Origin of the sequence: Halopseudomonas xiamenensis (genome assembly GCF_014219065.1) — a bacterium.
GTDB classification, from domain to species: Bacteria; Pseudomonadota; Gammaproteobacteria; order Pseudomonadales; family Pseudomonadaceae; genus Halopseudomonas; species Halopseudomonas xiamenensis.
The window spans coordinates 13315-29806 of record NZ_JACLGO010000010.1 but is presented as its reverse complement, the minus strand read 5'-3'; the positions used below and the strand labels follow the sequence as shown (position 1 = coordinate 29806).

Genomic DNA, 16492 nt, shown 5'->3' with positions numbered 1-16492 from the left:
AGGCGCGCGACAACCCGAAACCAACCGCGATGAAGAGCTGCTGCAGCAAAGCTGATACCACTACCGAGCTACGGGGTGTAGCGCGCCCGCGCTACGCCGGCAGGTCCGCAGCAGCGCCACAGTGTCGTCGCGCGGGCGCGCGACAACCCGGAAACTACCCCTGGCGCAGACGCTCTGCAGCATCGTGCAGCAGCTGCTCGGTGCCGGCCCAGCCCAGACAGCCGTCGGTAACCGACACGCCGTACTGCAGCTCGTCCGATAACGGCTGGTTGCCGTCGAACAGGTGACTTTCCAGCATCACCGCACGCAGGCTGTGATCGCCGGCCAGCCGCTGGTCGATCACAGCCTGCAGTACCTCGGGCTGACGCAGCGGGTCCTTGCCACTGTTGGCGTGGCTGCAATCGACCATGATGCTGGGCGTGATGCCGGCCTTGTCCAGCGCCGCTCTGGCCGCTGCCACACTGACCGCATCGAAGTTGGGCCCCTGGTTGCCGCCGCGCAGCACCAGATGGCTATCCGGATTGCCCTCGGTTTCCACCAGTGCCGGGCGGCCCAGCTCGTCCATGCCGAAATGCTGATGCGGGTGCTCCGCCGAGCGCATGGCGTCGATGGCGATACCCATGCTGCCGTCGGTGCCGTTCTTGAAGCCCACCGCCATGTCCAGGCCGCTGACCAGCTCTCGGTGAATCTGCGACTCGCTGGTCCGTGCGCCGATGGCTGCCCAGCCCAGCAAGTCATCGACATAACCGGCCACCAGCGGCTGCAGCAGCTCACTGGCCAATGGCAGGCCCAAGTCGATCATGCGCAGCATCAGCCGGCGCGACAGTTCCAGCCCGGCGGCCATGTCACCACTGCCATCCAGTTGCGGGTCGTAGACCAGCCCCTTCCAGCCGATGGTGGTGCGGGGCTTTTCAATGTAGGCGCGCATCACCAGCAACATCTGATCGGCCACCCGGGGGGCCAGTTCGGCCAGCCGCTGGGCGTAATCCAGCGCTGCATCGGCGTCATGGATGGAGCAGGGGCCGACCACCACCAGCAGGCGTCGGTCATGACCATGGAGGATATTGCGGATGGCCTGACGCTGGGCCTGAACCTGTTCACGCTGCGCGGCATTGAGCGGCAGACGCTGACGCAGCACCGCCGGGGTCGGCAGCGGCCGTGTGCGGCGCGGGCTGGGAGAAACGCTATCGGTAACCAGATCGTTGCTGGAGACCAGGGAAAGCTGCAGGGCGGATACGGAAGAAGTCATCATATTGTCCTTGGCCGCGCGGTAAGGTCCGCGCGGCGTTCTATCGTGTTGTTCGTAGTGGTCTGTGATGGTCGGTACGACCGGTAAATCGCCAGCTGCAGTAACGGTAGGAATAGCTGAAGTAGTTGCTCATGGTGTCATCCTCAATGTCATGGCCGTGATTGGCCGAAAAAAACAAAACCCCCGGTCGGAGGGCCGACCGGGGGTTTCTGAGTGTTGCGTTGGGCGGCCCGTCTGGAGTGGGCCGCCTGGTATCAGGCCAGCCCGTAGCTAAACCAATACCCATAGAAATACACGGCAACACTGGCAACCAGCGCACAGGCAGCTGCCACGGCTACGGCCGGGGTGTGATGCTGCAAAATGGATGTGCTGACTGCCATGGGTGTTCTCCGTTGAGTTGCCGTTAACTTACTGCATTCACTGGCACTGTTCAACTCCGAATACTGCAGAGGATGCCAGTTGCGCATGACGATTGGGTGACACTGCCGGTTTCCGGATGGCGCTGGAGGCGGTGTCACTGCCTGTTCCGGGGCCGATTACTGCTTCACCGTATCCAGAGTCTTGGTGATCGCCGCCACCGCCCCGCCGATATTGCTCAGCTCCGCCGGCAGGATCATGGTGTTGTTGGTCTTGGCCAACTTGCCGAACTCGGTGACGTACTGCTCGGCCACCCGCAGCGCCACCGCATCCTTGCCGCCTTGGGTGTTGATCGCTTCGGCCACCAGGCGCAGGCCTTCGGCGGTAGCCTGGGCCACCAGTTCGATCTGCCGTGCCTTACCCTCGGCCTCGTTGATCTGGCGCAGCTTGTCGGCTTCGGACAGGTTGATGGTTTCCTGCTTGATACCCTCGGAGACGTTGATCTTGGCCTGCCGCTCACCCTCGGACTGGGCCACCACCGCGCGGCGTTCCCGCTCGGCGCGCATCTGCTTTTCCAGCGCATCGAGGATGGTCGCCGGCAGTTCGATATCGGCGATCTCGTAGCGCATCACCTTGACACCCCAGGGCCGCGCCGCTTCGTCCAGCGCATCCACCACCTGGACGTTGATCGCATCGCGCTCCTCGAAGGTCTTGTCCAGGTCGATCTTACCGATCACCGAGCGTAGGGTGGTCTGCGCCAGCTGGGTGGCGGCATAGCGGTAGTTGGAAATACCGTAGCTGGCGGCCTTGGGGTCCACCACCTGCAGGTAGATGACGCCATTGACCACCACCTGGATATTGTCCTTGGTCACGCAGGCCTGGCGATCCACATCGATGGCCTCTTCCTTCATGGTGTGGCGATAGGCAATGCGATCGACGAAAGGAATCAGCAGGTGAAAGCCGGCCTCCAGGGTCTTGGCGTATTTACCCAGCCGCTCGACCACGTAGGCAGAACGCTGCGGCACTATCTGTGCGGTCTTGGCCACGGTAATGACGATCAGCACCAGCAGTGCCAGGGCGATGATTGTTGCGGTTTCCATACGTGCCTCTCTGTTCGATTGGTTATTGATTCAGGTTCAGGAAGCGCTACCGGTACGCGCAGCCACCTTCAATACGATGCCGCTGAAGCCGATCACCCAGGCCGTGTCGCCGGCGCGCAGCGGGTCACTGGATTCGGCATCCCATTTGGCACCATTGAGCTGGACATCACCGATACCGTCATGGAAGTCGGTCAGCACCATCACCCGCTGGCCGATCACACCGGCGTCATCCAGGTCCTCGACAGCGCGCCCGGCCACCGCGCCCTTGAGCCAGCGGGTGCAATGCCGGCGCAGGCCGAACAGGGCCACCAGGCTGATCACGCCAAAACTCAGCAACTGCACCGCCAGGCTGTCGATGACACCGAACAGGGTGAGCAATCCGACGGCCAGTGCGCCAATGCCAAAGAACACCGCCACCAACCCCGGAATGAAGAATTCCGATATCAGCAATGCCACCCCCAGCAGCAGCCAGAAGGCATATCCATTGAGAAAACTGCCAAACAACATGAGAGTTCGTCCCTAGACGCCCCGCCCGGGGCCACGCGGCCAGACTAGCAGATTGGCCGCTCAGCTGTTGGAAAAATGACCTGAATGTGTGAACCCGGCAACGACCCGGAGCCTGTTTTCGGTCCTAGGCAATGGTGATGGTCGGTATCGGCTGCGTGGTCTGGACAGTGGTGGACAATCTCGCGGCGATCTTGCGCGCGATGTCCCGATAGGTCTGGGCCAGAGCGCCCTGCGGATCGGCCACGAGAATGGGACGGCCGTCATCGGCACCGATGCGGATGCGGATATCCAGGGGCAACTCACCAAGCATTTCACTGCCGTACTGCTCGGCCATACGCAGCGCGCCCCCTGCCCCGAAGATGTGTTCTTCATGACCGCACTGGCTGCATAGATGGGTGCTCATGTTCTCGATGATGCCCAACACCGGAATGTTGACCTTCTGGAACATCTTCAAGCCCTTGCGGGCATCGAGCAGCGCAATGTCCTGTGGGGTGGTGACAATAACCGCGCCGGAAACCGGCATGCGCTGCGCCATGGTCAGGTGGATATCGCCGGTTCCCGGTGGCATATCGATGATCAGGTAATCCAGTTGCTGCCAGTCCGTCTCGTTCAGCAAGCGTGCCAGCGCCTGGGTGATCATCGGGCCGCGCCAGATAACCGGGGATTCATCATCGATCAGAAAACCGATGGACATGGTTTGTATACCGTATCCCACCAGCGGTTGCATGCGACCTTCAACCACCTGCGGCAAGCCGGTCAACCCCAGCATTCTTGGCTGGCTGGGGCCGTACAGATCAGCATCAAGAATGCCGACCCTGGCGCCCTCTGCGGCAAAAGCCAGGGCCAAATTGGTGGTCGTGGTCGATTTGCCGACGCCGCCCTTGCCCGAGGCCACAGCAATAAGATGTTTCACACCGGGTATCGACTGGGGAACCCGCTCGACCGCCGGGCTCGATGGGATCGTTGCTATTGCTGGTTGTGCTTGCGACATGCTGTACTCCTTGGTTCGACGTTCATCGCCAGGCGGTTGTCATTTCTCAACGAAAGCCCGTTCGATCACATAGTCACCCGGCTCCCCCTGCTGCGCCGAGGCGCAGAAACCCATGCCATCGAGCATCCTGGTCAGCTCCTCCAGCATGGCCGGACTACCGCACATCATCACCCGGTCAGTGGTACTGTTGATTGCGGGCAAGCCCAGATCGCTGGTCAATTTGCCGGTCTCCAGCAATGTGGTGATGCGGCCCTGGTTGCGAAACGGCTCGCGGGTGACGGTGGGATAGTAGATGAGCTTCTCACGCACCTCTTCGCCGAGGAACTCGTGCTCCGGCAGCTCCCGGGTCAGATAGTCGTGATAGGCCAGTTCGCTGACCTGACGCACGCCGTGCACCAGTACCACCTTCTCGAACCGCTCGTAGACCTCCGGATCACGGATGATGCTCATGAACGGGGCCAGCCCGGTACCGGTGCCGAACAGGAACAGGTGCTTGCCGGGGCGCAGATCGTGAATCACCAGGGTGCCTACTGGCTTGCGGCTGATCATCAGCGAGTCGCCCGCCTTCAGATGCTGCAGTCGCGACGTCAGCGGCCCGTCCGGAACCTTGATGCTGAGAAACTCCAGATACTCGTCATGGTTAGCGCTGACGATGCTGTAGGCGCGCATCAGCGGCTTGCCATCAATTGGCAGACCGATCATGACGAAATGCCCGTTCTCGAAACGCAGGCTCTGATCGCGCGTGGTCCTGAAGCTGAACAGCGTATCGTTCCAGTGATGGACACTCAGAACACTTTCCGTACCTATTGCTGCCATAGGGGCATCCTCCAACGATTGCAGAAAATCAACTCGTAAATAGCGCCAGCGAACCGATGGCGGACACCATCAGCAGCAGGCTCGTAATCAGTAACAGGGCTATTGGTTGCCAGCCCTGTGCCAGCAATGCGCCCAGACTGGTGCGCATGCCCAGCGCAGCCATGGTGACCAGCAGGCAGGCGGTGGAAATCGACACCAGAATGTTTTGCAGCGGGGAAGGCAGCCAGCCGAGACTGTTCAGGCAGAACAGCGCCAGAAAGCCCAGCAGAAACCAGGGGAATTCCGTTTCGCCGGTCCTGCCCCTGCGCAACAGCAAGCCGAGCAGGAGCACCAGTGGCGCCAGCAGTGCCACGCGCAGCAGCTTGGTCAGGGTGGCAACGTCACCTGCGGAATCGGAGATCAGATAGCCAGCGCCCGCCGCCTGAGCCACATCATGAATGGCCGTACCAAGCAGCAGCCCCGCCTGCACCTCGGTATACCCCAGGGCGGAGAGCAGCGGCGGGTAGACCAGCATGGACAGGGTTCCCAGCACCGTCACGCCGACCACCACGGCCAACAACCGGCGCTCTTCCAGCCGGCCAGCCGGGAGCACCGCCGCTACCGCGATAGCCGCAGATACGCCGCAAATGGCAACGGCGACGCCGGCCACCAGGCTTTGCATGGTGGGCAGCCCCAACCAACGGCCCAGTCCCAGGGCAACGCCGATGGTCAGGGGTACGCAGGTCAGTACCACCAACAACGGCAGGCTCCCCACCACCAGCAACTGCTCAACGCCCATGCGTGCGCCCAGCAATGCCACGCCGATGCGTAGAACCTGGCGGCTGCAGAAGTTGATCCCCGGCTGGACGCGCTCATCACCCGCCTGGCTGGCGAAACCGAACCCGAGCAGCAGCACCAGCAACAGGGCCGGGGTCAGGTAATGCTCCGCCAGGAAGCTGCCTGCCAGAGCCAGCACTACGCAGAGTGCGACGCCGGGATACAGGCGCCGCACCGCCATCCACGACAGCCACTCCCGGGGTTGGGCGCGCTCGCTCATGCTGCTTGCTCGCCGGGGCTGGTGGTCAGACCGGCCAGTTCGCGCAGGTAGGCCCAGGGGTAGAGCCCGCGGTAATGACCATCGGAAAAGTGAAACTGCAACCCGCTGACACCGGGAACCTCAAGCCGGTCGATCGCGACCTCGGCGTCGATCAGCGTCAGCGTGCCAACCTGCCGGTCCCGGATGCAGGATGCGCAGGCGCAGGACTTGCGCAGGGCCAGACAGCTGAAGCTGCTGAGCTCGCCGTCCGACCAGAGTATTTCCAGTTTCTTTTGCGCCTTTCTCAGGCGTACTTCCCGGGGTGCCTCGACAACGATCTGAATGGACATGGTTTCTACTCCTCAACTATTCGGGCCGGTACGAGCCGGGATCAGCAGCACTGGCGCCTCGGCGAGCCTGATAAACCGGTCTTCCAGCAGCACAGGACGAGCGCTGTCGCTGGCTGCGCCGACAATCAACAGGGCGACCAGCATCTGTTTCAAGCCACTCGTCATGACAAGTTGGCGCATGGTTCAGCGCTCGAGGAACTGCAGCTTGCCGCCCTGATCGACCCAGTCATCTGCGCCGTACATGGGCTCGCTGGTCTGGCTGATGACCGGCCAGAGCTCGGACAGCTCGGCGTTCAACTCGATGAAGTGCGCCTGCGCTGGGGGTATTTCCTTGTCGGCGAATATCGCGTCAGCGGGACATTCCGGGACGCACAGACTGCAATCGATGCAGGTCTGCGGATTGATCACCAGAAAGTTCGGGCCTTCATGGAAGCAGTCCGCCGGACAGACTTCCACGCAGTCGGTGTACTTGCAGCGGATACAGTTTTCGGTAACGACAAAGGTCATGGCGAAATCCTCATTACATATGCTTTTCAACCTGCTGACCTGGCCAGCCCGTTACACGGCTGGCCAGGTCAGCCGCCTGGTTCAGGCGGCTGCGCCCAGCTTCGACATGGCCCAGCGCGCAAGCTTGCGTACATCCGGGTCCGGATCATCCATGGCGACCGAGATGAAGGGCCGGCCATCGTCGTGGCCGATGCTGCCCAGCGCGCCGATGGCCGCCTTGCGCAGGTTGCTCATGGGGTCGCGCGCGCACTCACCCAGCACCGGAATCGCGCCGACCGCCCCCAGCTTGCCCAGGGCATCGACAGCTTTCTCGCGAACCTGCCAGAAGCTGTCACGCGTGGACTTGATCAGCTCCGGCATGGCCTGCTGGTAATCCAGCTTGCCGATGCTCACCGCCGCCTCGATCCGTACCTGCCAGTGCTGATCGCCCAGGAGGCTGACCAGCGTCGGCCCGACCTGCGCCGCGTCGGCATAGACCAGTGCACCAGTGGCGGCACGGCGCACATCCGGATCGTCATCCTGTTGCGCACGCTCCATCAGCGCCGGCAGGTTTTCCGGTTGTTTCAGCCAGCCGATGACGCCCACGGCCTCGCGGCGTACCAGCGCATCGGGATCGCTCAGACGCGCCAGGGCGGGACCCTGGGCAGCGGGATTGCGCAGCGGCTTGAGCGCACGCAGGATGCCCGCCACGACGAAGCTGTCCTGGCTGCCCGCCAGTGCCTCGAGCAGCGGGTAGGCAGCAGCCGGGTCCTTCAGGTCGGCCAGGGCATGGGCTGCGGCGTTGCGCACCACTTCGTTGCTATCGCCCAGGGCAGCGATCAGTGCATCGGCAATATCCACCGCATCGAATTCGTCCACCACCTTGGCTGCTTCCTGACGCACCGAGGGGTCCGGGTCGTTGAGAGCCTGGATCAGCAGTTCGACGGCTTCCGGCTCACCGCTGTCCACCAGGTCGAGTACCGCAACGCGGCGGATACCCGGGTCGGTGGAAGCGAGTTTCAGGGCAATATCCTGCAGGTCTGGATCGTCATAAGTCTTCATGGTGTCGTCCTTCAGCGCAGGAGGTAAGGGATGTTGACCTTCACCGCATCGGTGGGGCAGTCGGTCTCGCAGGGCATGCAGTACCAGCATTCGTCGTACTTCATGTGTGCCTTGCCGGTGTCTTCGTTGATCCACAGAACGTCGAGCGGGCAGACATCGATGCATACGCGACAGCCCTTGTCGGCGATGCATTTCTCTTCGTCCACAACGACCGGGACGCTGGCGTAATGGTTGGCTATGGGCATGGTTGTATCCTCATCAAGGCTATAGTCAGGTCTGGAGCGCCGCGGCCATTCGGGCCGCAGCACATACTGTCCGTTCAGGCATTGGCCGCTTTCTTGACACGCATCTTGCTGTAGGCGTCCTTCTCCTCACCCAGCGGTACGATGTACTCGGCGACCGGCCGCTTGCCGCTGGCCATGTTGCCGTTGGCATCCTTGAACAGGCGGGTGTGGTAGAACCATTCGCCGTTGTCCTGCTCGGGATAATCGACGCGGTAGTGGTACAGCCCCCAGCGCGATTCAGTGCGGTACAACGAGGCGCGGGCGGCCATCTCGGCGCAGTCGATAATTGACTGCAGCTCCAGCGCGCGCAGCAATTGGTGTGGGTCGGCCGCCGAGAGCAGGGGCAGGTCCTCGCGCACGGCAAGAATGCGCTCCAGGCCGATCTCCATTTTTTTGGTGACCTTGGGCGGTTGCAGGTAATCGTTCACCAGCCGGCGCACCTTGTATTCCATCTGCTCGGGGGGGATACCGTCCTTGACCTGCAACGGAGCCTGGATACGCGCCAGCTCCGCGGCAATGAAACCCTCGTCGAGTACGGGCGTGGCGCGATCCTTGACGAACTGCGCAGCGCTTTCGCCGCAGATCTGGCCGAAGACGAAGGCACCGAGCATGTAGTTGTGCGCGACCGAGGCCATATCCCCGGCGCCATACAGGCCGGGTACCGTGGTTGCGCCGGTTTCGTCGGTCCATACGCCCGAGGCGGAGTGGCCGGAACAGAAGCCGATCTCGGAGATATGCATCTCGACCATGCGCTGGCGGTAGTCGACCTGGCGCCCATCATGGAAGCGGCCGCGGGTCGGTCGCTCATTGGTGTGCAACACGGTCTCGATCTCCTGGATGGTTTCCTCGGCCAGGTGATCGAGCTTGAGAAACACCGGGCCGGTGCCGGATTCCAGCTCCTTGAAGAACTCCAGCATCATCTGCCCGGACCAGTAATCGCATTCGATGAAGCGCTCGCCATAGGCATTGGCGGTGAAACCGCCCAGGGGACCGGTAACGTAGGCGCAGGCCGGGCCGTTGTAGTCCTTGAGCAGCGGGTTGACCTGGAAGCACTCCAGGTTCACCAGATCGGCACCGGCGTGATAGGCCATGGCGTGACCATCACCGCAGTTGGCGGGGTTCTCATAGGTGCCGAACAGGTAGCCGGAGTTGGGCAGGCCTATGCGGCCGGCGGCACCGGTGGCCATGATCACCGCCTTGGCGCGGATGATGATCGGCTCGGCGGTACGGGTGTTCACCCCGATCATGCCGGCGATGTTGCCGTCCGGGTCCTTGAGCAGGCGGGTGGCCTGGAAGCGGTTCTCGATCTCCACCCGCACACGGCGCAGGCGGCGGTAGAGGATCTTCTTCACGTTGTGCCCTTCGGGCATCGGCAGAACATAGGTGCCCAGGTGATGCACCTTCTTCATGTCGTAGTCGCCGGTTTCATCCTTCTGGAAATGCACACCCCAGGAGTCGAGCTTCTCGATCATCGGAAAGGAACGCGTGGCGTAGGCCATCAGGGCCGGCTGGTGGACGATGCCGTCATTGGCGATGGTGATTTCCTTGACGTACTGCTCGGGGGTGGCATGGCCGGGCACCACCGCATTGTTGAGCCCGTCCATGCCCATGGAGATGGCACCCGAGCGTTTGACGTTGGCCTTTTCCAGCAGCATCACCTTCAGCGAAGGGTCCTGCTCCTTCACCGTTACCGCGGCCATCGGGCCAGCGGTGCCGCCACCGATCACCAGCACGTCGGTATCGATTACGGGTATGTCATTGATGGTTGTAGTCATGGCTGATCTCCTATTTCCGCTCTACACGGAACTGGTATTTGAATGAATCACCGCGGTAACAGAGGTATTCGAAGTCGATGGGGCGACCGTTGCGGTCATGGGTGAGGCGCTCCACCCGCAGGATCGCCTCACCGGCTTTGAGGCCGAGCAGGTCCTGGGTTTCGTCATCGGCAAGGACCGCCTCAAGGCCGATCTCCGCGCTGCCGAGGGGGATGCCGAAGAAGTTTTCAAGCATGGGAAAAATGTCGCCGGACAGGTCCCTGGAAAACAGCCGACGGCCGATATCCAGCGGGAAGTAACTGCTCTCCAGACACACCGGCTCGCGGTTGAGGTAGCGCACGCGCTTGACCTCCACCACCTCCTCGTGGAGTGGCAGACCAAGCGCGGCGATCACCGGCTTGGACGGTTTGCCCTGGCGGATACCCAGCAGCCTGCCTGTGGCTTCATAGCCCTGGGCGGCCATCGCTTCACCAAAGCCCTGCAGCCGTTGCACGTTCTGCACAGCCTTGGGCTTGCTGACATAGGTACCCTTGCCCTGGGCGCTGAACACCAGGCCTTCGTTATGCAGGTCACGCAGAGCCTGGCGGATGGTGATGCGGCTGACACCGAAGGCGTGCATCATTTCGTTTTCCGACGGCAGGCGCTCATGGATGGCATAACTACCCTCCAGAATCCTGCGCCGCAGGTTGTCGCGGATCTGCACATACAGCGGCAGTGGCGACTGGCCCGGCGCGAATTGCTCAGTTCCGTTCATGGCGGTCACTCCGGTTGTCATGACATGTAATGTCGAGCACAGATGGGAGAAACATCGGATTGCCCATGTTCAGCCCGCCTGGTTCTGTTGCTTGAAGGCCGCCAAGGTCTGCTCACGGATCAATTCCAGACACTGGCGCTTGAGCATCATGAATTCGGGACTGGTGAGCAGGCTCTGGTCGCGTGGGCGCGGCAGATCCACCTTGATGTCAGCGATGATCCGCCCGGGGCTGGCGCTCATCACCACGATGCGGTCGGAGAGGAACACGGCCTCGTCGATATCGTGGGTAACGAACACCACGGTGTTGCGGAACTCGCGCCAGATCTCCAGCAGATTCTCCTGCATCATGATCCGGGTCTGTGCATCCAGCGCGCCGAAGGGCTCGTCCATCAGCAGAACACTTGGGTAGTTGGCCAGCGCCCGGGCAATCCCCACACGCTGCTGCATGCCCCCGGACAGCGTGGTGGGATAGGCATCGGCGAACGCTGCCAGGCCGACCAGCGACAGGAAGGTGCGCGCTACGCTGCCGGCCTCGGGGCGACTGGCGCCCGCCATCAGCGGACCGAAAGCGACGTTGTCGTGCACGCTTTTCCAGGGGAACAGCGAATGCTGCTGGAACACCATGCCGCGATCCGGCCCCGGCTCGGTCACCGCCTTGCCATCCACGCTGAGTTGCCCCCGGGTGGGAGTGACGAAGCCGGCGATGGCATTGAGCAGGGTCGATTTGCCACACCCGGATGGCCCGAGCAGACAGACGAACTCGCCAGAGTGGATCTCCAGGTTGGCCTGCCCCACCGCCACGGTCCTGGCTCCCTTATGGCCAAACTCGATATCGACCCCGCTGACCAGAATCCTGCCACGCCCCTCTACGTCCCTGATGGACTTGGACTTGAGCCGGCTGTGATCGAGTACAGCGAGACGGCTGTCGTTAACCAGGGTGCTGTTCATACACGACCTCCTGTGGGCTGCCAGCGCAGCAGCGGACTGCAGACCTTGCGTACCAGCAAGGTGCTCAGCGTGCCGAGCAGGCCGATGGTGAGCATGCCAATGATGATTTGCGGATACTGGATCAGCGTGTAGGAGGTCCAGGTGAAGTAGCCGATACCGTACTGGCCGCTGATGATTTCCCCAGCAAGCAAGGAGAACCACGCCACGCCCATGCCCACCGCCAGACCGGTAACGATGCTCGGCATGGCACCCGGGATGATCACGTGCCAGAGGATCGAGCGATTGTTGGCACCCAGACAGCGGGCGGCACGCACCAGCACGCCGCTGGTCTGTTCCACGCCGTGCACGGTGTTGAGCACCACCGGAAACAGCGCTCCGAGGAAGGTGATGAACACGATGCTCGATTGCTCACTGGGCAGCATCAGGATGGCCAGCGGAATCCAGGCCACCGCCGGTATCGGGCGCAGCAGCTCGATATACGGCAGGATGATGTCTTCGGCCCACTTCGAGCGGCCCATCAGCACGCCCAGTGTTACCCCGAGCACGACTGCCAGACCGTAGGCGATGGCAATGCGCTGCAGACTATGGGCGATATGCAGGTAGAACTCGCTGCCTGACAACTCGGCCATGAGTGCCTGGCCCACCAGCGCAGGCTCCGGTACATGTTCGAAGTTGACGAACAGATTGAAATCGTAGGTTGATGCAAGGTGCCATAGCGCCACCGCCATGATCAGCGCGGCGACACGCACCAGATAGCGCCTGCTCTTCTCCATCAAGGCGTGCCGTGCAGCTATCCGTGCATGGGCGTCCTGCTCGGCATGCTGCGCCGCCGGCGCCAGCGGGGCGCTGACGGTCGGAGTGTCGCCAGACTGACAGGGTTCGGTTACTTCAGTGGATACTGGATCGGCAACCACTGCGCTCACTTTCATATTCATATCGGAATTCCTTCTGCGTCAGGGCAGCATTGCCACGGTGTCGCCCTTGAGCAGCGCGGTACCGCCGTGCTCGACGAGGTATTGGTCGGAGTCGGACTTCTTCATGAAGGCGACCACCTCGCCCGCCTCGCCGCGTACCAGATAGGCCGCCTTACCGAACAGCTTCAGCCCGGTGAGGTTGTCGTACACATAGGTAGCTTTGATCTTGTGGCCGGCGGCGTTGGCCTCCTCAACGGCAACAAGCATCTCGGCGATGGAGGGGAAGCCCTGGACGCCCTGGCCTTCGAGCCACATCTCGGCGGCGGGCAAGTCCGGGTTACCCGGCTGGGTACTGACCACGGTCTGCACCATGGCGTCGTAGTCGAGGCCAGCGCGGGCATAGACGCGTTTCAGGTAGCTGTCATCGATCCAGGCGTCGAAGTCCAGATCCGGAATATCCATTTCCTTCTGCAACAATGCGTGGTCGTACTTCAGTGCCTCGACCCACTGCGGTTTGATGCTGGCTTCCATGGTGGAAATACCGCCCTGGCTGAAATACAGGTACAGCACTTCCTTCTCCACACCGGTCCATTCGGATACCTGGGTGGCAGCCATCACCGGATCGGACTGAATCCATTGCTGAGCCTCCAGGGTGGCAGCCAGCACAGCCTCGACGATCTGCGGATGCCGCCGGGCAAAAGCCTCGCGCACCACGATGCCGTGGAAGGTGGGTATACCCGCCTCGCTGCCATCGAAGATCTTGCGCGCCGTGCCACGAAATTCCATGATTTCCGACCACGGGCAGAAGTCGGCATGGGCGTCGATGCGTCTGGCGGCGATATTGGCAGCACCCACCGGTGGTGCCTGATTGACGATCTGCACCTTGCCGAACAACCCGGCGTCACGCAGTGATTTGAGCGTCATCCCCCAGGCGGCGCTGCCCACCGGAACGGACAGACTCTTGCCGGCAAGATCGGCCAGCGACTGTACAGGGGAGTCGTAGGGCACCACGATGCCGTTACCGGTGCCCTTGAGGTTGTAGCCGGTAACACCGATGAATCGGGTCTGCTGGGATTTGGTTTCCTGAAACTTGGCGCCATTGACAATCAGCGGGTAGTCACCCATCACGCCAAAGTCGAGCTTGCCGGCAAGCATCTGATTGGTGATCGGCGGGCCCGAGTCGTAGTCACGAAATACGATCTTGTACTTGGCGTCTTCGTACTGCCCGGTGGTTGGCAGATATTTTTCAATGAGTTTGAGCTTGTCCAGAATCACGCCACCGGAAACGGTATTGGTCACCATGCTCTGATGACCGATGCCGATTTCGATGGTCTTCGCCATCGTTATTCCGCTGAACAGAAACGTACTGCTTAGTGCAAGAGCAATCAGGCCTTTTCGGTTCGTCATCGTCTTCACCTTGCGGTTGGTCAACTTGTATTAACAGGTCATAACGCCTGCTATTACTGCTGCACCGGGCGTGCCAAGGTTCCGAAATAAGTTCTTACGCTTTTGATTTAAAAGGACAAAAGCAGAAAACAGGGAGTGTCGGACGTATCTTGCAGAGAACAGGAAATCGCCCGGCATTGGTGCGACCGCAATGGCGGTGGATCGCTTGGAGGCAAACGCATGGAGAAGGCTTAAGACAAGTGATGCAAGTAGCTGGCAGGGGGCCATCGCGCGTACCGCCTGTCGGATTCACCATATGAATGATATCGCCACAGAGCGGGTGACCTATCAGTCAACCGCCGGCCTGAAAGTCACCCTGGCCCCGGACCCGACAGACCCCACCGGGCCGGTTATCCTCTCAGTGCCCCTGTTGCGCAGTCAGGGCCGAATAAATACAACAATCAATGAAGGATACTCCGCATGTATCGCAAGCATCTCGTTGGCGCCATGGCGCTGACCGCCATGCTGGGCGTTTCCAGCCAGGCCCAGGCGTTCTGGTTCAGCTCCTCCGATTACACCAAGACCAAGTACCCCATCGTCCTGACCCATGGCATGCTCGGCTTCGACAGCATCCTCGGCGTGGACTACTGGTATGGCATCCCCTCGACCCTGCGCAAGGACGGTGCCACCGTCTACATTACCGAGGTCAGCCAGCTGGATACTTCCGAGGCCCGTGGTGAGCAGCTGCTGGCCCAGGTCGAGGACATCATTGCCATCAGCGGTAAGCCCAAGGTCAACCTGATAGGTCATAGTCACGGTGGCCCGACCATTCGCTATGTCGCCGCGATACGACCCGACCTGGTCGCCTCGGTCACCAGTGTCGGCGCACCGCACAAGGGTTCGAAAACCGCCGACTTCATTCGCAACGTGCCACCGGGTTCCGCCGGTGAGACCATCCTCGCCGGCATCGTCAACGGCCTGGGCGCGCTGATCAACTTCCTCTCCGGCAGCAGCTCGACCACGCCGCAGAACGCCCTCGGCTCCCTCGAATCACTCAACTCCGAAGGCGCCGCACGGTTCAACGCGCGCTACCCGCAGGGCGTACCGACCAGCGCCTGCGGCGAGGGTGACTACACGGTCAATGGCGTGCGCTATTACTCCTGGAGCGGCACCAGCCCGCTGACCAATGTGCTCGATATCTCCGACCTGATGCTCGGCGCCTCGTCCCTGACCTTCGCGGGTGAGGCCAACGACGGTCTGGTCGGACGTTGCAGTTCACGCCTGGGCATGGTGATCCGCGATAACTATCGGATGAACCACCTGGACGAGGTGAACCAGGTCTTCGGCCTGACCAGCATCTTCGAAACCAACCCGGCGTCGGTCTATCGCCAGCATGCCAACCGGCTGAAGAACGCCGGTCTGTGAGCCGCTGGCCGGCCCCGGCGGGGCCGGCCAACATGACCTATCCCCGCAGTCATTCGGACCCGATCCATGAAAGCCGTCATCTACGCCCCCCTGTTGATCAGCGCCGCACTGCTTGGCTGGCACTTTCTCGGCCCCGCTGACGAGCCGACAGTACCGGCGCCACGGGTAGAGCGCCCCGCCAACCCGCAGCAAGCCGACCAGGCAGACCTGCCCATGATCAGCAACGCCATACACCAGCCGGCCACCGCACCCGGCCCGGCGCCCGCGTCGCTGCGCGACACCGCAGTCGACGGCATGCTGGAGGTCGACCACCAGGGTAACCTGCTGATCACCGACCAGATCCGCCATCTGTTCGACTATTTCCTCACCACCGTGGGCGAGGAAAGTGTCGACAGCGCCATTGCCCGCATCCGGGATTATCTCGCCAGCCAGTTACCAGAACCGGCACAGGGCCAGGCGCTGGACCTGCTGGAGCGTTATATCGAATACAAGGAGGAACTGGTGGCGCTGGAGGAGCGTTTTCCGGTGGTCGCCGATCTCGATGACCTGAGAGCGCGGGAGGATGCCGTACAGCGCCTGCGCGCCGGTTTGTTCAGTGCCGAGGCCCACGCCGCGTTCTTCGCCTCGGAGGAGGTCTACAACAATTTCACCTTGGAGCGCCTGGCGATTCTGCAGGATGATGGCCTGAGCGCCGAGGACAAGGCCGAGCGGGTAGAGGCACTGCGCAACGACCTGCCCGGCGCCATGCAAGACCTGCTGGTACCGCAGATTCATCAGCAATTGAGCCAGCAGACCCGCAGCCTGCAGGAAGAAGGCGCCAGCCCCGAACAGATCCAGCAGCTGCGCCTGAGCCTGGTGGGGCCGGAGGCTACCGGTCGGCTAGAGGCGCTCGACCGGCAACGCCAGCAATGGCAACAGCGGCTGGAGCAGTTCAACCATGAGCGCGAGGCGATTCTGCAACACCCCGGCCTGGCCGACGACGACAAGCAGCAGGCCATCGACAGTCTGCTGCAGGAGCAGTTCGAGCCGAATGAACGGCTGCGGGTAAGCAGCCTGCTGGATGGACTCTGACC

At 62.0% G+C, this 16492-nt stretch carries 19 protein-coding genes; 2 read left to right on the top strand and 17 right to left on the bottom strand.

Annotation, left to right across the window (positions count from 1 at the left end; all coding sequences use genetic code 11):
- Window positions 1-154 precede the first annotated feature (154 nt).
- The 17 genes from H6X51_RS08680 to H6X51_RS08605 all read right to left on the bottom strand — a co-directional run bounded on the left by H6X51_RS08680 (window position 155) and on the right by H6X51_RS08605 (window position 13949).
- Window positions 155-1249, bottom strand: a complete 1095-nt coding sequence (locus H6X51_RS08680) for a 3-deoxy-7-phosphoheptulonate synthase (protein WP_185267151.1) — start codon at window positions 1247-1249, stop codon at window positions 155-157.
- Window positions 1250-1503: 254 nt separating this feature from the next.
- Window positions 1504-1629: a hypothetical protein gene (locus tag H6X51_RS20230; RefSeq protein ID WP_268898600.1), complete on the bottom strand. Its 126-nt coding sequence runs from the start codon at window positions 1627-1629 to the stop codon at window positions 1504-1506.
- A 156-nt stretch (window positions 1630-1785) separates the two neighbouring features.
- Window positions 1786-2706 carry an SPFH domain-containing protein gene (locus H6X51_RS08675; RefSeq protein WP_105646964.1) on the bottom strand — a complete coding sequence of 307 codons (921 nt, stop codon included), beginning with the start codon at window positions 2704-2706 and terminating at the stop codon, window positions 1786-1788.
- 36 nt (window positions 2707-2742) lie between these two features.
- On the bottom strand, window positions 2743-3213 hold the full coding sequence (locus tag H6X51_RS08670) for an NfeD family protein (protein ID WP_185267150.1): 471 nt from the start codon (window positions 3211-3213) through the stop codon (window positions 2743-2745).
- A 124-nt stretch (window positions 3214-3337) separates the two neighbouring features.
- Window positions 3338-4204 carry an iron-sulfur cluster carrier protein ApbC gene (apbC, locus tag H6X51_RS08665; protein ID WP_185267149.1) on the bottom strand — a complete coding sequence of 289 codons (867 nt, stop codon included), beginning with the start codon at window positions 4202-4204 and terminating at the stop codon, window positions 3338-3340.
- A gap of 39 nt (window positions 4205-4243) precedes the next feature.
- Window positions 4244-5020, bottom strand: a complete 777-nt coding sequence (locus H6X51_RS08660) for a ferredoxin--NADP reductase (RefSeq protein WP_185267148.1) — start codon at window positions 5018-5020, stop codon at window positions 4244-4246.
- Between the two features lie 28 nt (window positions 5021-5048).
- Window positions 5049-6056, bottom strand: a complete 1008-nt coding sequence (locus tag H6X51_RS08655) for a YeiH family protein (RefSeq protein WP_185267147.1) — start codon at window positions 6054-6056, stop codon at window positions 5049-5051.
- Window positions 6053-6385, bottom strand: coding sequence for a DUF971 domain-containing protein (locus H6X51_RS08650; RefSeq protein ID WP_185267146.1), 333 nt, complete (start codon window positions 6383-6385; stop codon window positions 6053-6055). The genes H6X51_RS08655 and H6X51_RS08650 overlap by 4 nt, the downstream gene beginning before the upstream one ends.
- Before the next feature lie 12 nt (window positions 6386-6397).
- Window positions 6398-6538 carry a hypothetical protein gene (locus tag H6X51_RS08645; protein ID WP_185267254.1) on the bottom strand — a complete coding sequence of 47 codons (141 nt, stop codon included), beginning with the start codon at window positions 6536-6538 and terminating at the stop codon, window positions 6398-6400.
- 30 nt (window positions 6539-6568) lie between these two features.
- Window positions 6569-6892: a ferredoxin FdxA gene (fdxA, locus tag H6X51_RS08640; protein ID WP_185267145.1), complete on the bottom strand. Its 324-nt coding sequence runs from the start codon at window positions 6890-6892 to the stop codon at window positions 6569-6571.
- An 81-nt stretch (window positions 6893-6973) separates the two neighbouring features.
- The gene (locus H6X51_RS08635) at window positions 6974-7933 is read right to left on the bottom strand and encodes a HEAT repeat domain-containing protein (protein WP_185267144.1); all 960 of its coding nucleotides are present in this window, start codon (window positions 7931-7933) and stop codon (window positions 6974-6976) included.
- Between the two features lie 11 nt (window positions 7934-7944).
- On the bottom strand, window positions 7945-8178 hold the full coding sequence (locus H6X51_RS08630; RefSeq protein WP_105646972.1) for a 4Fe-4S dicluster domain-containing protein: 234 nt from the start codon (window positions 8176-8178) through the stop codon (window positions 7945-7947).
- 74 nt (window positions 8179-8252) lie between these two features.
- A complete protein-coding gene (locus H6X51_RS08625; protein ID WP_185267143.1) occupies window positions 8253-9992 on the bottom strand; it encodes a fumarate reductase/succinate dehydrogenase flavoprotein subunit in 1740 nt (579 codons plus the stop codon).
- Window positions 9993-10002: 10 nt separating this feature from the next.
- A complete protein-coding gene (locus H6X51_RS08620) occupies window positions 10003-10746 on the bottom strand; it encodes a GntR family transcriptional regulator (RefSeq protein ID WP_185267142.1) in 744 nt (247 codons plus the stop codon).
- A 69-nt stretch (window positions 10747-10815) separates the two neighbouring features.
- Window positions 10816-11694, bottom strand: coding sequence for an ABC transporter ATP-binding protein (locus H6X51_RS08615; protein ID WP_185267141.1), 879 nt, complete (start codon window positions 11692-11694; stop codon window positions 10816-10818).
- Entirely contained in the window at window positions 11691-12467 is a 777-nt protein-coding gene (locus tag H6X51_RS08610; RefSeq protein WP_185267248.1) for an ABC transporter permease, read from the bottom strand. Before H6X51_RS08610 ends, H6X51_RS08615 begins: the two co-directional genes overlap by 4 nt.
- A gap of 180 nt (window positions 12468-12647) precedes the next feature.
- Window positions 12648-13949 carry an ABC transporter substrate-binding protein gene (locus H6X51_RS08605; RefSeq protein ID WP_235991278.1) on the bottom strand — a complete coding sequence of 434 codons (1302 nt, stop codon included), beginning with the start codon at window positions 13947-13949 and terminating at the stop codon, window positions 12648-12650.
- Window positions 13950-14501: 552 nt separating this feature from the next.
- Here H6X51_RS08605 and H6X51_RS08600 point away from each other — a divergent pair.
- Together H6X51_RS08600 and H6X51_RS08595 are read left to right on the top strand one after the other, a co-directional pair.
- Window positions 14502-15419, top strand: a complete 918-nt coding sequence (locus H6X51_RS08600) for a triacylglycerol lipase (protein ID WP_407925958.1) — start codon at window positions 14502-14504, stop codon at window positions 15417-15419.
- A 66-nt stretch (window positions 15420-15485) separates the two neighbouring features.
- On the top strand, window positions 15486-16490 hold the full coding sequence (locus H6X51_RS08595; RefSeq protein WP_185267138.1) for a lipase secretion chaperone: 1005 nt from the start codon (window positions 15486-15488) through the stop codon (window positions 16488-16490).
- Window positions 16491-16492: the final 2 nt, after the last annotated feature.